The sequence below is a fragment of the Streptomyces sp. P9(2023) genome (genome assembly GCF_032436795.1).
GTDB lineage: Bacteria > Actinomycetota > Actinomycetes > Streptomycetales > Streptomycetaceae > Streptomyces.
Map to the genome: position 1 here is coordinate 187,685 of NZ_JAUPWM010000007.1, position 17,652 is coordinate 205,336.

20 protein-coding genes and 1 riboswitch are annotated in these 17,652 nt (G+C 71.0%); of the genes, 4 read left to right on the forward strand and 16 right to left on the reverse strand.

Translation table 11 applies throughout. The features are described 5' to 3' along the window. Position 1 precedes the first annotated feature (1 nt). A complete protein-coding gene (locus Q5762_RS13200; RefSeq protein ID WP_315892228.1) occupies positions 2 to 754 on the reverse strand; it encodes an MBL fold metallo-hydrolase in 753 nt (250 codons plus the stop codon). Between the two features lie 188 nt (positions 755 to 942). On the opposite strand from Q5762_RS13200, the gene Q5762_RS13205 reads away from it, so the two are divergent. Further along, on the forward strand, positions 943 to 1,437 hold the full coding sequence (locus tag Q5762_RS13205) for a type II toxin-antitoxin system PemK/MazF family toxin (RefSeq protein ID WP_315892229.1): 495 nt from the start codon (positions 943 to 945) through the stop codon (positions 1,435 to 1,437). Positions 1,438 to 1,543: 106 nt separating this feature from the next. On the opposite strand, the gene Q5762_RS13210 is transcribed toward Q5762_RS13205, so the two are convergent. The 11 genes from Q5762_RS13210 to clpS all read right to left on the reverse strand — a co-directional run bounded on the left by Q5762_RS13210 (position 1,544) and on the right by clpS (position 9,270). Continuing rightward, positions 1,544 to 2,494 carry a cysteine synthase gene (locus Q5762_RS13210; protein WP_315892230.1) on the reverse strand — a complete coding sequence of 317 codons (951 nt, stop codon included), beginning with the start codon at positions 2,492 to 2,494 and terminating at the stop codon, positions 1,544 to 1,546. 5 nt (positions 2,495 to 2,499) lie between these two features. Beyond that, positions 2,500 to 2,778: a MoaD/ThiS family protein gene (locus Q5762_RS13215; protein WP_315892231.1), complete on the reverse strand. Its 279-nt coding sequence runs from the start codon at positions 2,776 to 2,778 to the stop codon at positions 2,500 to 2,502. Between the two features lie 104 nt (positions 2,779 to 2,882). After that, the gene (locus Q5762_RS13220; RefSeq protein WP_315892232.1) at positions 2,883 to 2,981 is read right to left on the reverse strand and encodes a putative leader peptide; all 99 of its coding nucleotides are present in this window, start codon (positions 2,979 to 2,981) and stop codon (positions 2,883 to 2,885) included. Between the two features lie 44 nt (positions 2,982 to 3,025). Further along, positions 3,026 to 3,811 carry an ABC transporter ATP-binding protein gene (locus Q5762_RS13225; RefSeq protein WP_315892233.1) on the reverse strand — a complete coding sequence of 262 codons (786 nt, stop codon included), beginning with the start codon at positions 3,809 to 3,811 and terminating at the stop codon, positions 3,026 to 3,028. After that, on the reverse strand, positions 3,808 to 5,022 hold the full coding sequence (locus Q5762_RS13230) for an iron ABC transporter permease (RefSeq protein WP_315892234.1): 1,215 nt from the start codon (positions 5,020 to 5,022) through the stop codon (positions 3,808 to 3,810). Before Q5762_RS13230 ends, Q5762_RS13225 begins: the two co-directional genes overlap by 4 nt. Beyond that, positions 5,019 to 5,141, reverse strand: a complete 123-nt coding sequence (locus tag Q5762_RS39965; protein WP_399495054.1) for a hypothetical protein — start codon at positions 5,139 to 5,141, stop codon at positions 5,019 to 5,021. The genes Q5762_RS13230 and Q5762_RS39965 overlap by 4 nt, the downstream gene beginning before the upstream one ends. Positions 5,142 to 5,408: 267 nt before the next feature. Beyond that, complete coding sequence (locus Q5762_RS39970) at positions 5,409 to 5,957, reverse strand: hypothetical protein (RefSeq protein ID WP_399495056.1); 549 nt, start codon at positions 5,955 to 5,957, stop codon at positions 5,409 to 5,411. Positions 5,958 to 6,013: 56 nt separating this feature from the next. Next, positions 6,014 to 6,092, reverse strand: a riboswitch (cobalamin riboswitch). Between the two features lie 32 nt (positions 6,093 to 6,124). Then, a complete protein-coding gene (locus Q5762_RS13240; RefSeq protein WP_315892235.1) occupies positions 6,125 to 6,553 on the reverse strand; it encodes a M67 family metallopeptidase in 429 nt (142 codons plus the stop codon). A 76-nt stretch (positions 6,554 to 6,629) separates the two neighbouring features. Beyond that, positions 6,630 to 8,081, reverse strand: a complete 1,452-nt coding sequence (locus Q5762_RS13245) for an amino acid permease (protein WP_315892236.1) — start codon at positions 8,079 to 8,081, stop codon at positions 6,630 to 6,632. 287 nt (positions 8,082 to 8,368) lie between these two features. After that, complete coding sequence (locus Q5762_RS13250; RefSeq protein ID WP_315892237.1) at positions 8,369 to 8,956, reverse strand: DUF2017 domain-containing protein; 588 nt, start codon at positions 8,954 to 8,956, stop codon at positions 8,369 to 8,371. After that, positions 8,956 to 9,270, reverse strand: a complete 315-nt coding sequence (gene clpS, locus Q5762_RS13255) for an ATP-dependent Clp protease adapter ClpS (RefSeq protein ID WP_315892238.1) — start codon at positions 9,268 to 9,270, stop codon at positions 8,956 to 8,958. The genes Q5762_RS13250 and clpS overlap by 1 nt, the downstream gene beginning before the upstream one ends. Positions 9,271 to 9,374: 104 nt before the next feature. Here clpS and Q5762_RS13260 point away from each other — a divergent pair, with 104 nt between their 5' ends. Next, positions 9,375 to 10,703, forward strand: coding sequence for a nicotinate phosphoribosyltransferase (locus Q5762_RS13260; protein WP_315892239.1), 1,329 nt, complete (start codon positions 9,375 to 9,377; stop codon positions 10,701 to 10,703). A 147-nt stretch (positions 10,704 to 10,850) separates the two neighbouring features. After that, a complete protein-coding gene (locus tag Q5762_RS13265) occupies positions 10,851 to 11,438 on the forward strand; it encodes an isochorismatase family protein (protein ID WP_315892240.1) in 588 nt (195 codons plus the stop codon). 23 nt (positions 11,439 to 11,461) lie between these two features. On the opposite strand, the gene Q5762_RS13270 is transcribed toward Q5762_RS13265, so the two are convergent. Both Q5762_RS13270 and Q5762_RS13275 read right to left on the reverse strand, forming a co-directional pair. Beyond that, the gene (locus Q5762_RS13270; protein WP_315892241.1) at positions 11,462 to 11,767 is read right to left on the reverse strand and encodes a hypothetical protein; all 306 of its coding nucleotides are present in this window, start codon (positions 11,765 to 11,767) and stop codon (positions 11,462 to 11,464) included. 124 nt (positions 11,768 to 11,891) lie between these two features. Beyond that, entirely contained in the window at positions 11,892 to 14,333 is a 2,442-nt protein-coding gene (locus Q5762_RS13275) for an immune inhibitor A domain-containing protein (protein ID WP_315892242.1), read from the reverse strand. Positions 14,334 to 14,678: 345 nt separating this feature from the next. Here Q5762_RS13275 and Q5762_RS13280 point away from each other — a divergent pair, with 345 nt between their 5' ends. Next, positions 14,679 to 14,978 carry a hypothetical protein gene (locus tag Q5762_RS13280; protein WP_315892243.1) on the forward strand — a complete coding sequence of 100 codons (300 nt, stop codon included), beginning with the start codon at positions 14,679 to 14,681 and terminating at the stop codon, positions 14,976 to 14,978. Positions 14,979 to 14,995: 17 nt separating this feature from the next. Here Q5762_RS13280 and Q5762_RS13285 read toward each other — a convergent pair whose 3' ends face one another. Together Q5762_RS13285 and Q5762_RS13290 are read right to left on the reverse strand one after the other, a co-directional pair. Beyond that, entirely contained in the window at positions 14,996 to 15,829 is an 834-nt protein-coding gene (locus Q5762_RS13285; RefSeq protein ID WP_315892244.1) for an RDD family protein, read from the reverse strand. A 165-nt stretch (positions 15,830 to 15,994) separates the two neighbouring features. Next, a complete protein-coding gene (locus Q5762_RS13290) occupies positions 15,995 to 17,566 on the reverse strand; it encodes an RDD family protein (protein WP_315892245.1) in 1,572 nt (523 codons plus the stop codon). Positions 17,567 to 17,652 lie beyond the last annotated feature (86 nt).

Consider the following 17,652-nt stretch of genomic DNA (forward strand, 5'->3'; position numbering starts at 1 on the left):
CTCAGACCTCGTACACCGCGCCGGTGTACGCCAGCTCCGACGGGCCGTCGTACAGCGCGCGGGCGTCCGTCAGGTTCTGCCGGCCGTCCGTCCACGGCGGGATGTGGGTCAGGACCAGCCGGCCCACCGAGGAGCGGGCCGCCTCCGCGCCCGCCTCGCGGCCGTTGAGGTGGAGGTCCGGGACGTCCTCCTTGCCGTGCGTGAACGACGCCTCGCACAGGAACAGGTCCGCACCCTCCGCGAGTTCGTGCAGGGACTCGCAGGCTCCCGTGTCACCGGAGTACGTCAGCGAACGGCCGCCGTGCTCGATCCTGATGCCGTACGCCTCCACCGGGTGGCACACCTTCTCCGTACGGACCGAGAACGGGCCGATCTCGAAGGAGCCCGACTTCAGCGTCCGGAAGTCGAAGACCTCGCTCATCGACTTGTCCGAGGGGGTGTCCGCGTACGCCGTGGTCAGGCGCTGCTCGGCGCCCTCCGGGGCGAAGACCGGGATCTGGGCGCAGCGGCCGCCCTCGTGGCGGTAGTAGCGCGCGACGAAGTAGCCGCACATGTCGATGCAGTGGTCGGCGTGGAGGTGGCTGAGGAAGATGGCGTCGAGGTCGTACAGACCGATGTGGCGCTGCAGCTCGCCGAGGGCGCCGTTGCCCATGTCGAGGAGCAGCCGGAAGCCGTCGGCCTCTACGAGGTAGCTCGAACAGGCCGAGTCCGCGGACGGGAACGACCCGGAGCAGCCGACGACGGTGAGCTTCATGAAGCGTGAACCTCCGAGGGCGGAGAGCGGCGGGGGAGGTCTTGCGATGCGTCGAGCGTAAGGCGCGACCCCGTCCGTCGCTCCTCCGCGGCGGCTCGTTGTGGGCGAACTCACGGGCTCTGTCACCGGTTCGGATGGACCTGGGGCGGGAGGGCGCGGGGTCCGGGCGGCCGGTAACGTCTTGGGGTATGGACACGTCCTGGTGGCCGGCGCTCGTCGCGGTCGTGGTGATCGCGCTGGTGGTGGCGCTGGCGGACGGCTTGAAGCGGTCGGGCCGGCGGCCTGGGGGTCGGCCGGGGCAGCGGCCTGGGGGGCGGACGCGCCCGCCCGCGCGGCCCCCCGTCCGGACACGGCCGCCGGGGAAGGCGCCCGCGCGGCTCCCCCTTGCGGGCGAGATCTGGTGGGCCGACGTGCCCTACGAGGACGGGCCCGGGTCCAAGGACCGGCCCTGCCTGGTGCTCGCGCTGCGCGGGGACTCCGCGCTGGTCGCCAAGATCACCAGCAAGTACCACGACGAGCGGCCGGGGGTCATCGCGCTGCCGCCGGGGTCCGTGGGGGACGCGCACGGGCGGCCCAGTTTTCTGGAGACCGATGAGTTGCGGGAGGTCCCGGTGTGGGAGTTCCGGCGGAGGGTGGGGACGGCGGACCCGGTCGTTTGGGACCAGGTCCGCCATTTGGCTTGAGCGGGTGCGTTACGGGAACCGGGATGCGGGGCCTTGAAAGGGCGCCGCACCCGGGCCGCGGGGCCGTCCGGGCGGAGGCGCCCGCTAGGGCGCCGTCCGTTGTGCCCTACGCCCAGAGCTGGCCCTGGACCGTTTCGATTGCCTCTTCCGTCGTCTTTGCCGTGTACAGGCCCGTCGACAGGTACTTCCAGCCGCCGTCCGCGACCACGAAGGCGATGTCCGCGGTCTCGCCCGCCTTCAGGGCCTTCTGGCCGACGCCGATCGCCGCGTGGAGGGCCGCGCCCGTGGAGACGCCGGCGAAGATGCCCTCCTGCTGGAGGAGGTCCCGGGTGCGGGTGACCGCGTCGGCCGAGCCGACCGAGAAGCGGGAGGTGAGGACGGAGGCGTCGTACAGCTCGGGGACGAAGCCCTCGTCCAGGTTCCGCAGCCCGTACACCAGGTCGTCGTACCGGGGTTCGGCGGCGACGATCTTGACGTCCGGCTTGTGCTCGCGCAGGTAGCGGCCGACGCCCATCAGGGTGCCGGTGGTGCCCAGGCCCGCCACGAAGTGGGTGATGGAGGGGAGGTCCGCCAGGATCTCCGGGCCCGTGGTGGCGTAGTGGGCGCCCGCGTTGTCCGGGTTGCCGTACTGGTAGAGCATCACCCACGAGGGGTTCTCCGCCGCCAGCTCCTTGGCGACCCGTACCGCCGTGTTCGACCCGCCGGCCGCCGGGGACGAGATGATCTCGGCGCCCCACATGGCGAGCAGCTGGCGCCGCTCCTCGCTGGTGTTCTCCGGCATGACGCAGACGATGCGGTAGCCCTTGAGCTTCGCCGCCATCGCCAGCGAGATCCCGGTGTTGCCGCTGGTCGGCTCCAGGATGGTGCACCCGGGGGTGAGCCGGCCGTCCTTCTCCGCCTGCTCGACCATGTGGAGCGCGGGGCGGTCCTTGACCGAGCCGGTCGGGTTGCGGTCCTCCAGCTTGGCCCAGATGCGGACGTCGTCCGACGGGGAGAGCCGGGGCAGGCGGACCAGGGGCGTGTTGCCGACCGCCGCGAGCGGGGAGTCGTAACGCATGTGGATCAGACCATGCCGCCGGCCACGGCCGGCAGGATCGTGACGTTGTCGCCGTCGGTCAGCTTGGTGTCGATGCCGTCGAGGAAGCGGACGTCCTCGTCGTTGAGGTAGACGTTGACGAAGCGGCGCAGCTGGCCGTTGTCCACGATGCGGGCCTCGATCCCGGCGTGGCGCGTCTCCAGGTCGGCGAAGAGCTCGGCGAGCGTCGCACCGCTGCCCGCGACGGCCTTCTCGCCGTCGGTGTAGGTGCGGAGGATGGTCGGGATGCGGACCTCGATGGCCATGGCGTGGGCTCCTGTTTTCGGGAGTCGGGAGTGGCGTGAAAGGCGCGCGGCTGTTCGCCCCCGCGCGGGGTGGTGCTCCTCGGTGCGCTCGGGGGCGCACCCGCTCACATCGCGCTGGCGAGTCGGCACAGGTCGACGTGCAGCCGCGCCACGAGCAGCACGCTGCCCGACGTCGTCACTTCGCTCACGTCGTGGGGAACCATGCGGTCATCGTATCGATTCCCGGTCCGGGTTTCGGAATGTGATCTCACATGACGGACGGTTCGTGCTCGACTGGCGGACCGGGCAGGTAGAAGACGGTCGGCGTGCCGGTCCTCGGATGCGGGATGACCTCGGCTTCCACCCCGTACACCGCCCTGAGGAGAGCCGGCGTGAGGACCTCGGCGGGTGCTCCTTCGGCGATCACCCGGCCGCGCTCCAGGACGTAGAGGCGGTCGCAGTAGGCGGCGGCGAGGTTGAGGTCGTGCAGGGCGAGGAGGTTGGTGGTGCCCAAGTGGCGTACGAGGCTGAGGACTTCGAGCTGATAGCGGATGTCGAGGTGGTTGGTGGGCTCGTCCAGGACGAGCAGCGCCGGGTCCTGGACGAGGGCCCGGGCGACCAGGGCGCGCTGGCGTTCGCCGCCGCTGAGGGTGGGGTACGGCCGGTCGGCGAGCTCGGCGATGCCGACCCGGGCGAGAGCGGCCTCGGCGCGGGTCCGGTCGGCGGCCGTGTCGCCCTCCCAGAAGCGCTTGTGCGGGGAGCGGCCGAGGGCGACCAGTTCGTGGACGGTCAGCTCGAACTCGGTGGAGCCGTCCTGCGGGACGGTCGCGATCCGGCGGGCGCGCGCCTTGGGGCCGAGAGCGGCCAGGTCGTCGCCGTCGAGGAGGATCCGGCCGGCGGTGGGGGCGAGGGTGCCGTAGACGCAGCGCAGGAGGGTGGTCTTGCCGCTGCCGTTGGGGCCGACGAGTCCGACGGTCTCGCCGGGGCGGGCGGTGAGGTCGACGCCGTGCAGGCGTGTCCCGTACGAGAGATCCCGCGTGCGTAGCTCGGTCATACCGGGCTCCCTTCCGGGCGGCGGCGCATGAGCCAGAGGAAGAACGGGCCGCCGATGAGGGCGGTGAGGACGCCGACGGGGATGTCCTGGGGCGCGGCGACGGTACGGGCCGCGAGGTCGGCCAGGATCAGGGCGACCGCGCCGCCGAGCGCGGCGACCGGCAGGAGGCGGCGGTGCGGGGCGCCGACGGCCATCCGGGCGGCGTGCGGGACCATCAGGCCGACGAAGCCGACGGCGCCGCTGACCGAGACCATCACGGCGGTGAGGAGCGAGGCCAGGACGAAGACGGCCGCGCGGAAGCGGGCGGTGTCCAGGCCGAGGACGGTCGCGCCCTCCTCGCCGACGAGGAGCAGGTCGAGCGGGCGGGCGAGGGCGACCAGGACCGCGGTGCCGAGCGCGACGACGACGGCGGGCAGGGCGAGGGAGCCCCAGCGGGCGCTGCCCAGGCCGCCGAGGGACCAGAACATCGCCTCCTGGAAGTGCTCGGGGCGGGCGGAGAGGACGAGGAGCAGCGTGCTCAGCGCGGACAGGACGTACGAGACGGCGACGCCCGCGAGGACCAGCCGGGCGCCGGTCATGGTGGAGCCGCGCCGGGCCAGGGCGTAGACGAGGAAGAGGGCGAACAGCGCGCCCGCGAAGGCCCCGGCGGGCATGGCGACGGTGGTGGTGACCCCGCCGCCGACGCCGAGGACCAGGACGAGAACGGCCCCGGCGGACGCCCCTGAGGAGATCCCGAGGAGGAAGGGGTCGGCGAGCCGGTTGCGGACCAGGGCCTGCAGGACGGCGCCGACGACGGCGAGCCCGGCGCCGACGACCGCGCCGAGCAGCACGCGCGGCAGCCGGACGTCGAGCACGATCGTGCGGTACGGGGAGGGGGCGGCGCGGCCGGTGAGGGTCTCGACGACCTGGCCCACCGGTATCCGCACGGAGCCGAGCGCGACGCCCGCGACGACGGCCCCCGCGAGGGCGACGACAAGCCCCGCGACGACGAGCCCGTAGGGGGGCGGGCGCCGGCGGGCGGGGTCGTCCGGCGCCGAGCCGCAGAGCCCGGCCACCCGGGCGAACGGTGTGCCGCCCGGCGCCGGATCCGCAGGATCCGCCCCGCCCGCCGGCGCGGCGGGCCGGGCGCCGCCCGCGCCCGGGCGCGGCGCCGTCCCCGGCCCCGTCCCCGGCCCCGCCTTGCCCGCCGCAGGCGGGATCGCGGCCGTCATCGGGCCGGGTGGAGCTGGGGGGCGAGCTTGTCGGCGGCGGCCGGGACGCGGACGCCGAGGACCGCGTCGGAGAGGGGCATGACGGCGAAGCGGCGGTTCTTGACGGTCGGGAGCGCCATAGAGGGCCCGGTCGTCAAGAACCGCCGCTTCGCGGTTCCTCATGCCTACGGTCGTCGTGGAGCCGTAGTCTTGGAGCTCTCTCCCACCCGGGGCCGGAGACTCCCCTCTGGATCACTCCGAAGGGTTTGACGGCGCTTACGTCCGTCCGGTGCGACGATCCTCCCGACCGCCGGGCAGGTCAGCGACCCGCCAGTGCCGCCAACTTGGTTGTTGCCAGCGGACCTTCGAAGTCTAGCACCGCACCGTGACGCCTCGCGACCACGCGATTACGCCACGCGCTCGGGGACGCCGGTCCTGGCGACCTCGTCGACCTCCCGGTAGAGGTCGGCCAGGGAAGAGGCGCCGGAGGGGCAGTACTCCATGTTCAGGCGGCTGTCGATGCCCGTCGCCTTCAGGTCGTCCCGGCCGCGCCCGGCCTTGGCGTCGAAGGCGCTGGCGTAACCGCCGTACACGAAGTCGGGGTTGGCGGCGAGCAGGGCCTCCTTGGAGGGGTACTCCTTCGCGAGCACCGGCACCGCGTCGTACGCCTTCTTGTACGCGGGCAGGATCCGGTCGTCCAGATAGGCGGTGCCGACGAGGGACTTCTCCAGACCGAGGGCGAGCATCACCTCGGTGACGTGCTGGTTCATCGTCACGGCCCGCTTCGGGGGCGCCTGATAGGTCGTCTTCACACCGCAGTTGGCGACGGTGTACGGGAATCCCGGCGCGGCCTTGCCGGAAGGGGCGGCGGCCTGGTCCGCGGGTGCCGCGCAGGCGGCGAGCAGCGGTACGAGCGCGACGGCGGGCAGCAGGATACGGCGGTGCCAGGTCAGCACGACGAGCCTCCTCCGGGGATTTCCACGTCCCCAGTCGGTGGTGAGAGGCGGCAGGTCAGTTCCTGGCTCCCGGCCCCTCGCGAAAGGGGCCGGTCACAGTGGCGGGACCGCGCCGGATTACGCACCGGCTTCCTGGGTCCTGCCGCCCTGTTGGTCGCGTCAGTGTCTCAGACGTCGTACTCCTCGACGACCTTCACGTCCTCCTCCGCCACCACGCCCTCGACGATCGTGTACGAGCGGAACTGGAAGGGGCCCGCGCCGTCGGTGTCGGCGGTGGAGACCAGGACGTAGTGGGCGCCGGGCTCGTTCGCGTACGTGATGTCGGTGCGGGACGGGTAGGCCTCGGTGGCGGTGTGCGAGTGGTAGATGATCACGGGCTCCTCGTCCCGGTCGTCCAGTTCGCGGTAGAGCTTCAGCAGGTCGGCCGAGTCGAACTCGTAGAACGTGGGCGAGCGCGCCGCGTTCAGCATCGGGATGAACCGCTCGGGGCGGCCGCTGCCGACGGGACCCGCGACCACGCCGCAGGCCTCGTCGGGGTGGTCCGCGCGGGAGTGCTCCACGATCTGGTCGTACAGGGCCCGGGTGATGGTCAGCATGGCGACAGGATAAGCAGACGGGCCGTCCCGTACCGAGGAGTGGTACGGAACGGCCCGAATGCCGAGACGGAGCAGGTCAGGAGCGCTTGACGAAAGCCGCGCCCTGCGGGTTCCGCGCCTTGAGGATCAGGTACGAGACACCGAGGATCAGGCCCCACAGCGGGGCGCAGTACAACGAGATCCGCGCGTCCTTGTCGATGCCCATCATCACGATGACCATGCCGATGAAGGCGAGCGAGAACACGCTGAGCCAGATGCCGCCGGGCGCCTTGAAGGACGACTGGGGCAGCTCGCCGCGGTCGGCCTTGAGGCGGAAGCGGACCTGGCAGACCAGGATCATGATCCAGGCCCACATGCCGGAGATGGTCGCGAAGGAGACGACGTAGTTGAACGCGTCGCCGGGCCACTGGTAGTTGATCCAGACGCCGACCAGCATCAGCCCGGCCGAGAACGAGGTGCCGACCAGCGGCAGGCCGTTCTTGGTGAGCTTGGTGAAGAACTTCGGGCCCTGGCCGTTGAGTGCGAGGTCGCGCAGCATGCGGCCGGTGGAGTACATGCCCGAGTTGCAGGAGGAGAGCGCGGCGGTCAGGACGACGAAGTTCACGATCGCGGCGCCGATGCCGAGGCCCATCTTCTCGAAGGCCGCGACGAACGGGGAGATGCCGGGCTGGAAGTGGGTCCACGGGACGACCGACAGGATCATGATCAGCGCGCCGACGTAGAAGACGGCGATGCGCCACGGCACGGTGTTGATGGCCTTGGGCAGGACGGTCTTCGGGTCCTTGGACTCGCCCGCGGTCACACCGACCAGCTCGACGGCGAGGAAGGCGAACATCACCATCTGCAGGGTCATCAGGGTGGACCCGATGCCCTTGGGGAAGAAGCCGCCCTCGGACCAGAGCAGGCTGACCGACGCGGTGTCACCGGCGTCGGAGAAGCCGATGGTGAGGACGCCGGCACAGATCAGGATCATGCCGACGATCGCGGTGACCTTGACCATCGAGAACCAGAACTCGAGCTCGCCGAAGAGCTTGACGGAGATCAGGTTCGCGAGGAACAGGACGACCGTGAAGATCAGGGCGAAGACCCACTGCGGCTGATCGATCCAGCCGTTCGCGTCCTTGGTCCAGTACTGCATGTACGCGGAGGCCGCGGTGACTTCGGTGATGCCGGTGACGACCCAGAAGAGCCAGTACGTCCAGCCGGTCACGAAGCCCCAGAACGGGCCGATGAACTCCCGCGCGTACTCCGAGAAGGAGCCGGACACGGGCCGGTACATGAGGAGCTCGCCGAGCGCCCGCATGATGAAGAAGATGACGAGGCCCGCGATGGCGTACGCGAGGATCAGACTCGGTCCCGCCTTGGAGATGCCCTTGCCCGCGCCGAGGAAGAGTCCGGTGCCGATGGCGCCGCCGATCGCGATCATCTGGATCTGGCGGGCGCCGAGTGCCCGGTGGTAACCCTCGCCGTCGGCGGAGTCCGCGGCCTCATTGCCGTCGTACTGCTTGTCGACCTGCACTGAGGTCATGGTGATGCGCCTTTCTCCATGCTGATCCCCCCGGATGTGGATGGAGTGCCACCGGCGGTCAGCCGGTCAAAGCGCCCCCGGGAACATGGGTGGCGTCCCCGGCGGTCGTGAACATTTATCACGGGGGAAACAGTGATCATGGAGCGCGAATGTGACGCACGCCACATCCAAAGGCAGACAAAAGCCACTCAAGAGGACCAGTAAGAACACTTTGGTGACGTATTCGTTATCCGGATTTGAGTGTCCGCTGAGCGAACGGCACGCGAGCGGCGGTCGACAGCCGGGTATCAGGCGCCGGACAGCAACGTCTCGACGAGCGACTCCTGGAGCGCGCCCAGCCAGAGGTACGCGAGCACCATCGGCTTACGGGGGTCGGAGTCGGGCAGCCGGTACAGCTCCCCGCCCTCGTCCTCGTCGGTCACTTCGAGCCGGGTCCCGATCGTCAGCCGCAGATCGTTGAGCGCGCCGAGCCAGGCCCGGGACTCGTCGGCGGTGAGCTTGAGGACCACCTCGTCGCCCTCGCCCTCCGGGGTGAGCGCGTCGAGGCTGCGGATCACGGCGAGGACGTGCTCCCTCTTGCCGGTCCGCAGGTCGTTCTCGGTGTAGCGGCGGAAGTCGGCCGACGCCGACCGCAGCTCGTCGCTCTCGTCCGCGTACGCGTCGGGGAAGAGCCGCTTGAGCGCGGGGTCGCTCGGGGCCTCGCTCGGGCCCTCGGCGAAGAGCGCGGCCAGCGGGTCCTCGCCCTCCACCGGCTCGTCGCCGGGGCCGATCAGCTCCATGAGCTGGACGGCGAGGGAGCGCAGGATGGAGACCTCGACCTCGTCGAGCGCGACGGCGGCGCCACCGCCGGGCAGGGCCTCGAAGTGTCCGGCCATCAGCCGCGGTCCTGGGTGAGGGTCGCCCACAGTCCGTAGCCGTGCATCGCCTGCACGTCCCGCTCCATCTCCTCGCGCGTACCGCTGGAGACGACCGCGCGGCCCTTGTTGTGCACGTCGAGCATCAGCTTGTGCGCCTTGTCCTTGGAGTAACCGAAGTACGCCTGGAAGACGTAGGTCACATAGCTCATCAGGTTGACCGGATCGTTGTGCACGAGGGTCACCCACGGCACATCCGGTTCGACGACGGCGAAGGTCTCCTCGGCCGATTCCGTACGTTCAATCTCAATTGGCGCGACGCTCACTGAACCCATGCTGCCACCTCGGGAAGGTCGTCGCAGAGCCGGGTCGGCCCGTGCGCCGCTCGAACGGAGCTAGAAATCGTCACTCTGACGATTTCTTTGCTAGCATCGCTGACATGAACGCTGCGGACCTTGGGCTCCCGGTGGACGTGCCGTCGACCGCGCTCTTCACCGACCAGTACGAGCTGACCATGCTTCAGGCGGCCCTCCGGGGCGGCACCGCCGAACGGCGCTCCGTCTTCGAGGTCTTCACCCGTCGTCTGCCCGAGGGCCGGCGCTACGGCGTGGTGGCGGGCATCGGACGGGTCCTCGACGCCGTCGAGAACTTCCGCTTCGACGCGGGCGTCCTCGGCTTCCTGCGCGAGCAGGACATCGTGGACGAGCCGACGCTGGAGTGGCTGGCCTCCTACCGCTTCTCGGGTGACATCTGGGGCTACCCCGAGGGCGAGGTGTACTTCCCCGGCTCCCCCATCCTGCGGGTCGAGGGCTCCTTCGCGGAGTGCGTGCTCCTGGAGACCGTGATCCTTTCGATCCTCAACCACGACTCGGCCATCGCGGCGGCCGCCTCCCGGATGTCGGCCGCGGCCGGCGGGCGGCGGCTCATCGAGATGGGCGCCCGGCGCACCCACGAGCTGGCCGCCGTCGCCTCCGCGCGCGCCGCGTACGTCGGCGGCTTCGAGGCCACCTCGGACCTCGCGGCCGGCTTCCGGTACGGCATCCCGACCGTCGGGACCTCCGCGCACGCCTTCACCCTGCTGCACGACAGCGAGCGGGACGCCTTCCAGGCCCAGGTGGAAACCCTCGGCCGCGGTACGACCCTGCTCGTCGACACCTACGACATCGCCGAGGCCGTCCGTACCGCCGTCGAGGTGGCGGGCACGGAGCTCGGGGCCGTACGGATCGACTCCGGGGACCTGCTGCTGGTGGCGCACCGGGTGCGGGCGCAGCTGGACGAGCTGGGCGCGAAGGACACCAAGATCGTGTGCACCTCGGACCTGGACGAGTACGCCATCGCCTCGCTCGCGGCGGCTCCGGTCGACGCGTACGGGGTGGGTACGCAGCTGGTCACCGGCAGCGGGCACCCGACCTGCTCGATGGTCTACAAGCTGGTCGCCCGGGCCACGTCGGCCGACCCCAAGGCGCCGCTGACGGCGGTGGCCAAGAAGTCGCTCGGCGGCAAGACCTCGATCGGCGGCCGCAAGTGGGCGGCGCGCCGGACGGACGCGGACGGCGTCGCGGAGGCCGAGGTCGTCGGTACGGGCCAGGTCCCGGCCGAGCTGGCGGACCGGCAGCTGCTCGTGGAGCTGGTGAAGGGCGGCGACGTGGTGGCCCGCGAGCCGCTGGAAGCGGCCCGGGCGCGGCACATCGCGGCGCGGGCGGGGCTGCCGATGTCGGCGATCCAGCTGTCGCGGGGCGAGCCGGTGCTGCCGACGGAGTACGTATAGGGGCTGACTTGTAACACCCTGCGAGGCCCCCTCCCGAAGGGCGGGGGAAGTCTCTAGGCTCGAAGCCATTCCCCCGTACGAAACCCTCCGTTCCCGCCGCCGGCCACCTTCCATTCCCCCCGCCCCGCCCATCGAAGGACACCCGCCATGCACCGCGCATTGATCGTCGTGGACGTTCAGAACGACTTCTGCGAGGGCGGCAGCCTCGCGGTGGCGGGGGGAGCGGATGTCGCCGCCGCCATCACCGACCTGGTCGGGGAGGCGGCGGGCGCGGCGTACCGGCACGTCGTGGCCACCCGGGACCACCATGTCGCCCCGGGCGACCACTTCTCCGCCGACCCCGACTACGTGACCTCCTGGCCGGTGCACTGCGTCGCCGGCACCGAAGGCGTCGGCTTCCACCCGAACTTCGCCCCGGCGGTCGCCTCCGGCGCGATCGACGCGGTCTTCGACAAGGGGGCGTACGAGGCGGCGTACAGCGGCTTCGAGGGGCGCGACGAGAACGGGGTGACGCTCGCCGAGTGGCTCCGGGCGCACGACGTGGCCGAGGTCGACGTGGTGGGGATCGCGACGGACCACTGCGTACGGGCGACGGCGCTCGACGCGGCCCGGGAGGGCTTCCGTACGCAGGTCCTGCTCGACCTCACGGCGGGCGTGGCGAAGGAGACGACCGAGCGGGCGCTCGAGGAGCTGCGGGGCGCCGGGGTGGAGCTCACGGGCAAGCCCGTGGTCTGACCCCGGCGCACCATTCGGTCGCGCTACGAGGCCGTCGGCAGGGTCCGTATCGAGTGCCACAGCTCCTGGGCCGCGCCGGGCGCGGAGCGCCACAGGAGACCGTCCGGGTGGTGCAGGACGGCGGTGATCTCGTCGGGTGTCGGAGGTTCCGCGTTGCCCCGGAGGTAGACCGCCCGCAGCCCCAGGTTCCGCAGCCGGGTCAGGGCGCGGGCGCGGTTCGCCGCGTGGACCAGGAAGCGGACCGTGACCCCGTCGCCGGCCGGGCTCGGCAGCCCTATCGCGACGACGACACTGCCGCCTGGCAACTTGCAGAAACCTCCACCGGGCATGCCGAAACCACTCCCCCTGTGCGTTCGCTGTCAATAAGAGTTCGGTCAGACGCACCTAAACACGATCGGCCGTCGCCCGCTAGAGGGCGACGGCCGATCATGCTTTGACCTGCTGTTTTACCGACTACTTCGTGGACGGACCCACCTGCACGGTGATCGTCCGGCCGTTCGACGGCTCCTTGACGACCGCGATCTTGGTGTTGGTGTCAGTTACCTTGACACCGGCCCGCTCGGTCTCCGGGTACCAGTACGTACCCTTCCGGTCGTCGAAGACCGGGTTGCCCGCCAGCGGCTTGATCCGCGTCGGGACGTCCGCGTTGTGCAGCGTGAAGCCGTCCGTGCGGTAGGTACCGAAGGGCGCGTCGTACGACTGGACGCGGTTGCGCATCAGGGTGCCGTTCGACCACTTCAGCGGCGTCGGGTGCGCGTCGACCGGGAGGACGAGGCCCTGGCCCGGGTGGACGGCCGTGTTGTTGTCCTTCTGCGAGGTGTCCCACAGCCAGACGAGCAGACCGTTCTGGTACGGGTAGTGCTCGACCCAGCTGGCCTTCTCACCGGCGAAGCCGAAGTTGTACGGGCCGACCTTGAGGGTCGCGTCGTACGACACGTACTGGCGGTTCTCCGCGAGGTAGTACTGCTCGTACTCCTTCGTGAAGCCCTTGCCGATCTGCGAGAAGCCCTTCGCGGTCCAGCCGTTGTAGCCGCCCTCGACGTTGTCCGAGAAGACGGACGCGCCGTCGGCGGTGATCGAGATGGCGTCGGCCGCGAAGCCCTTGCCGCCCGCGCCGCCGTCCGTCTGGTAGCGGAAGCGGAGGTCGAACTTCTTGCCCGCGTACGCGTCGAGACCGTAGACCAGGCTCTTGTACGCGCCCGAGACGTCGGTCAGCGCCGGGGCGCCGCTCGCGTCGCGGGGCAGCGCCTTGCCGTCCGCCGTGCCGTCCAGGGCGGTCCAGTTGGCGCCGCCGTCCGTGGACACCTCGGTGTAGAGGTAGTCGTAGTCCAGCTCGATGTCGTACCAGCCCTTGAGCTCAAGGGCGGCCTTCGACTTGCCGGTCAGGTCGACGGAGCGGGTCAGGGTGTTCTTGAGGTCGTCACCCATGTCGCTCCACCACTGCGTGGCGCCCTCGGCGGGCGCGACGACCTCGGTGGTGACCTTCTTCTTCGGCAGCTCGACGACGAGCGCCTGCGGGTTCTCGGTGTTGTACTCGGCCACGCCCAGCTTGTGGGTGGACTTCGTACCGCGCTGCTCGTCGCTCACCTTGGTGTAGTTGAGCCAGCCGAGCTGCAGCTTGTCCCAGGAGTTCATGTCGCCGGGCAGGTCGCCGATGGACTCCTTGCCCCGGCCGAGCCAGGAACCGGAGGACATCAGGGACCAGAAGCCGGTGGAGTTCTCGGCGCCGGCCTTGCCGGAGGTGTCGTACAGGTCCGGCAGACCGAGGTCGTGACCGTACTCGTGGGCGAAGACACCGAGGCCGCCGTTCTCGGGCTGCATCGTGTAGTCGCCGACCCAGATGCCGGTGTCACCGATCTGCGTGCCGCCGGACTTGTTGCTCGCCGGGCCGGTCTTGCCCGCGTCCGTGCCGTACGCGTACCAGCGGTGGGCCCACAGGGCGTCACTGGCCTGGGCGCCGCCGCCCGCCGACTCGTCCTCGCCGGCGTGGACGATCTGGAAGTGGTCGATGTAGCCGTCGGGCTCGTTGAAGTTGCCGTCGGCGTCGAAGTCGTAGCGGTCCCACTTGTCGTACTCGGCCATGTCGGCCTTGATCTGGGCGTCGGTGCGGCCCTTGGCCTTCTGGTCGGCGACCCACGCCGTGACACCGTCGCGGACGGCGTCCCAGACGTTGGCGCAGTTGCTGTTGCCGCAGTAGTTCGAGCCGTAACGGGCCTCGTTGTACTCGACCTTGACCCAGTCGGAGACGCCGCCCTCGACCGAGTAGCGGCCCGAGGAGGTCTTCTCCATGTACGTCTTCAGGGACTGCTTCGGCTGGCCCTTGGCGTCCTTGCCGGTGCCGAAGTACAGGTCCTGGAAGTGCTGCTGGTCGTAGTCCTTCTGCCAGGCCGTGGAGTTGTCCTTCGCACGGTCCGGCTCGGCTATCCGGTTGCGCAGCGGGCCGGGCGTGCCGCCGAACTTCGGCTTGGGCTCGGTGGTGTCGTCGTCGGCGCGGTCGACCAGGGTCGTGCTGTCGACCTTGTCGCCGAACTCGACCAGGATCGTGAAAATCTTGTCGGTCTTCTCGCGGCCCAGCTCGACGTACTTCTTGCTGTCGAGCTTGACGACCTGGGAGCCCCCGCGGCGCTCGACCTTGGTCTCGCCGCTGAGCACCTGCTCAAGGGCGGCCTTGCGCTGCTGCTCCTGCTGCTTGCTGTACGGACCTTCGAGGTCGTGGTCCACCGCGGTCTTGTCGACACCCGCGCCCGGAGCCGGGTCCTGGCGCTCGATGCCGGCCGGTGCGCCCGGGCTCTTGTCCTCGGCCGAAGCGGTGGCGAAGGTCGAAGCGGTCGCGGCGGCGGCCACGAAAGCCACGACGACTGCGGACGTTCTGATCGCCCGTCGTCTGCTGGTCACTTGATGTTGTCCTCCCCGGCGCCCGCGACCGCGGACCGAGGGTGGGGTGGTGTCCGCAGGCGGGTTCGCGCGTCACAAGTGACGACATTCGACCGGAGTTACGCAAGAAAAGACAGTCCTTGACTTGAGCGGACCAACTGCACTATGCAGAAGTCGGTTTCCGTTATCCGGACGGTTACCAGGCGCACCAGCGGGGGTCGTTGAGGGAAATGGTGACTCCATGCGCCCCCCGTGCATCCGCACCGTGGGTTAGGTCACGCTTACTACCCGTTTCGCTCGGGCATCCACCGTCGTAGAGTCGCTCGCGAGTGCGACCAGCCGATGCATCGAGGGACGGTACCCGTCATGCCGCGTCCGAACGCCGCACAACTCGCCTATGGTTCGGCCACCGTCGTCTTCTCGACCGTCGCCCTGCTGCTGCTGTCCCGTACGACGAACGCGCTGGGCGTCGTCGTGATCAGCGCCGCCGGGCTGCTGCTCGGCGTACTCGTCACGACGACCATGCCGGCCACCCGCCGCACGACGCCCGACCCCGTGACGCCGGTGCCACCGGTGCCGCAGGAGGCCCCCCGGACGGACGAGATCCGGGTACCGGCCGTCCGCGTGGGTGCGGGGGCCGAGACCCGGATCGGTTCGAACTCGTAGCGCCTGCCGCGCCTGCCCTACCGGGTCGGCGGCACGGACACCACCACCGTCTTGGCCGCCTTGTCGTGCAGGCCCTGCTTGTAGGGCTTGTCGACCAGGATCAGGATGAGCAGGAGCAGTGGCCACAGGCAGGCGCAGCAGATCAGCGCGGGCAGCCAGAGCACGACGGCGCGGATCAGTGCGGCGTTCATCGGCGGCGTGGAGCCGTCGTTGAGCATCCCGACCCGCAGCTTCAGCCACTTCTTACCGAGCGTCTGGCCGTTCTTCGCCACCATCACCGTGTCGTAGGCGACGTACGCGACGATGGTGATGAGCTGGAAGACCAGACCGCTGCCGGTGCTGGTCGCGCTGATCGTGTCGCCGAAGTCGTCGCCGTCGGTCGCCCGGTCGTAGACGTCGAACGGGATGCCGATGACGGCGAGCGGGATGGCGATGAGCAGCCAGTCGATGATCCTGGCGAGGATGCGCTTCCCGGTGTCGGCGAGCGGGGGCATCCCGGCGAGCGGGTCCGCCCCGCCGTAGCCGCCTCCGCCGCCGTAGGGCTGGGAGCCGTACGGCGGAGGGGGCGGCGGGACGTTGTCGTACGGCGATCCGGGCGGCGGGGGCGGCGGCGGAGGCGTGCCGCCCGGCGGGGGTCCACCAGGCGGGGGTCCACCAGGCGGAGGTCCACCAGGCGGAGGTCCACCAGGCGGAGGTCCACCGGGGGGCGGGCCGCCCGGTGGCGGCCCTTCGGGGGGAGGCGGCTCGCTCCCGTACGGAGAGCCCGCCGACGGCGGCGTGGGCTCCTGCGGCTTCTTGAGGAACGGATCGTCCTCGGGCGGCTGGCCGGGCGTCGGCTGGTCGTTGCTCATGGGGGCAGTGCATCCCGGGCGGAGGGCGCCCGCAATCAATCGCCGCCCGTTCGAGCGACCGCCGTACGGGACGTCGTACGGGACCGCGTACGGGATCTCGTAGGGGACGTCGTACGGAACCCGTACGGGACCGTCGCCGGTCGGCGGGGATCCCCGCCGGTCGGCTCAGCCCGCCACGAAGGTGTGCGCCGCCTTGTCGTGCCAGCACTGCCGCCAGGGCCGGTCGAAGAGACACCACAGGACGTTGAGGACGCCGAGGACCAGGAGCCCGAGGACGCTGTAGACGAGCCAGCGGCGCAGGGCCGCGCGGAAGGTCGGCGGCTCGTGCGCCTCGATGTCCCGCACCTGGAGACCGCAGAGCTTCTTGCCGAGCGTACGGCCCCACTTGGCGGTGGGCACCGCCTCGTACAGCACACCGAGGACGAGGAAGGCGGCGAGGGCGATCCCGAAGTTGAGGGAGGTGGTGCCGTCCAGGAGCCAGACCTGGACGGTGACACCGGACTGCTTGGCCGCCGTGATCTTGGCATCGATGTGGTCGAGCGCGGCGGTGACGAAGGGGAACGCCGCCCCTCCGACGAGCGCGCCGAGCACGAAGGTGTCGACGAGCCGGGCGACCAGCCGCTTCCCGAGCCCGGCGGGCCGCGCGGCGGCCTGCGCCCGGGCGGCCTGCAGGAACACGTCCTCGACGGGCGGCTTCCACGGCACGACCGGCTGCTCACCGTCGCCGGCAGCGCCGACTCCGGCCGAGGACTGCGCCAGCTGCTGCACCTGCTGCGGCCACGACGCGGCACCGCCACCGGGGCCGGCGGTGAGGGGGGTGGGCGCGACCGGGGTGGGGGCGACGGGGGTCGGGGCGACCGGGGTCGGGGCGGGTGTCTGCCCGGGCACGTGCGAGAGCGGCAGACCGGCTGCCTGCGGGGCGACCGGCGCCTGTGCGCCGTGGGATCCAGGTGCGCTCTGCGCACCGGGCGCGGCGGCGAGGGCCTGCGGACCCTGGGCAGCCTGAGCGCCGTGCGGCGCTGGCAGGGCCTGCGGGCCCTGCGCCGCCGGCGCGGCCTGCGAGCCGGGCGTGCCCTGGCCGCCGTGCGGGGCGGTGAGCGCCTGCGGGCCATGCGCGGCCGAAACGCCCTGCGCGCCTGCCGCGCCCTGCGGGCCCTGGGCCGGCGCGACCGAGGGCTCCGCGCTCCCGGTGCCCTGCGCGCGGATGGTCATCGTGCCCTCGGCGGCCGGGGGCTGCGGGCGGCGTACGCCGGGGAGGGCTCCGCCCGTCGGATCGGCGGGGGTCACCGGGAGGCCGCCCAGGCGGGCCTGCGGGCCGGGGTCGGCGGAGACTCGGGGGTCGCGCGCTCCGGGAACCGGGCCCGCGGCCGGCTCGGGCGCGCCGCCCCAGGAGACCTTCTGGTCACGGTCGCCGCCGAAGCCGGTCTGGCGGGAGACGTCCGCCTGCCACGCCGAGGACGGCTCGGGCTCGGACGGCTCCTCGTCGAAGAAGACCGGGCCGGTCTCCTCCACCGCGGGGACCACGGGCGCGGGCGAGGGGTTCGGCGCCGGCGCCGGTCCCGCGGGCATCGCGCCGGCCGGCGCGGCCGGCGGAAGCTCGCCGTCCTTGGGAACGGGCCGGCTCGTTCCGGGTACCCAGGCGCCCCCGTTCCAGTACCGGATGTATCCGGGAATGGAGGGGTCCGGGTAGTACCCGGCCTGCGGTACCTCCCCGCCGGCTCCAGGAGGAGTAGCCACTGCCCCGACTCCGTTCCGTGACGACGTTTCAACGACAGAGGGCCCGCGGGCCCAAGGAGGACAGTAACGAAGAACGCCGCCACAAG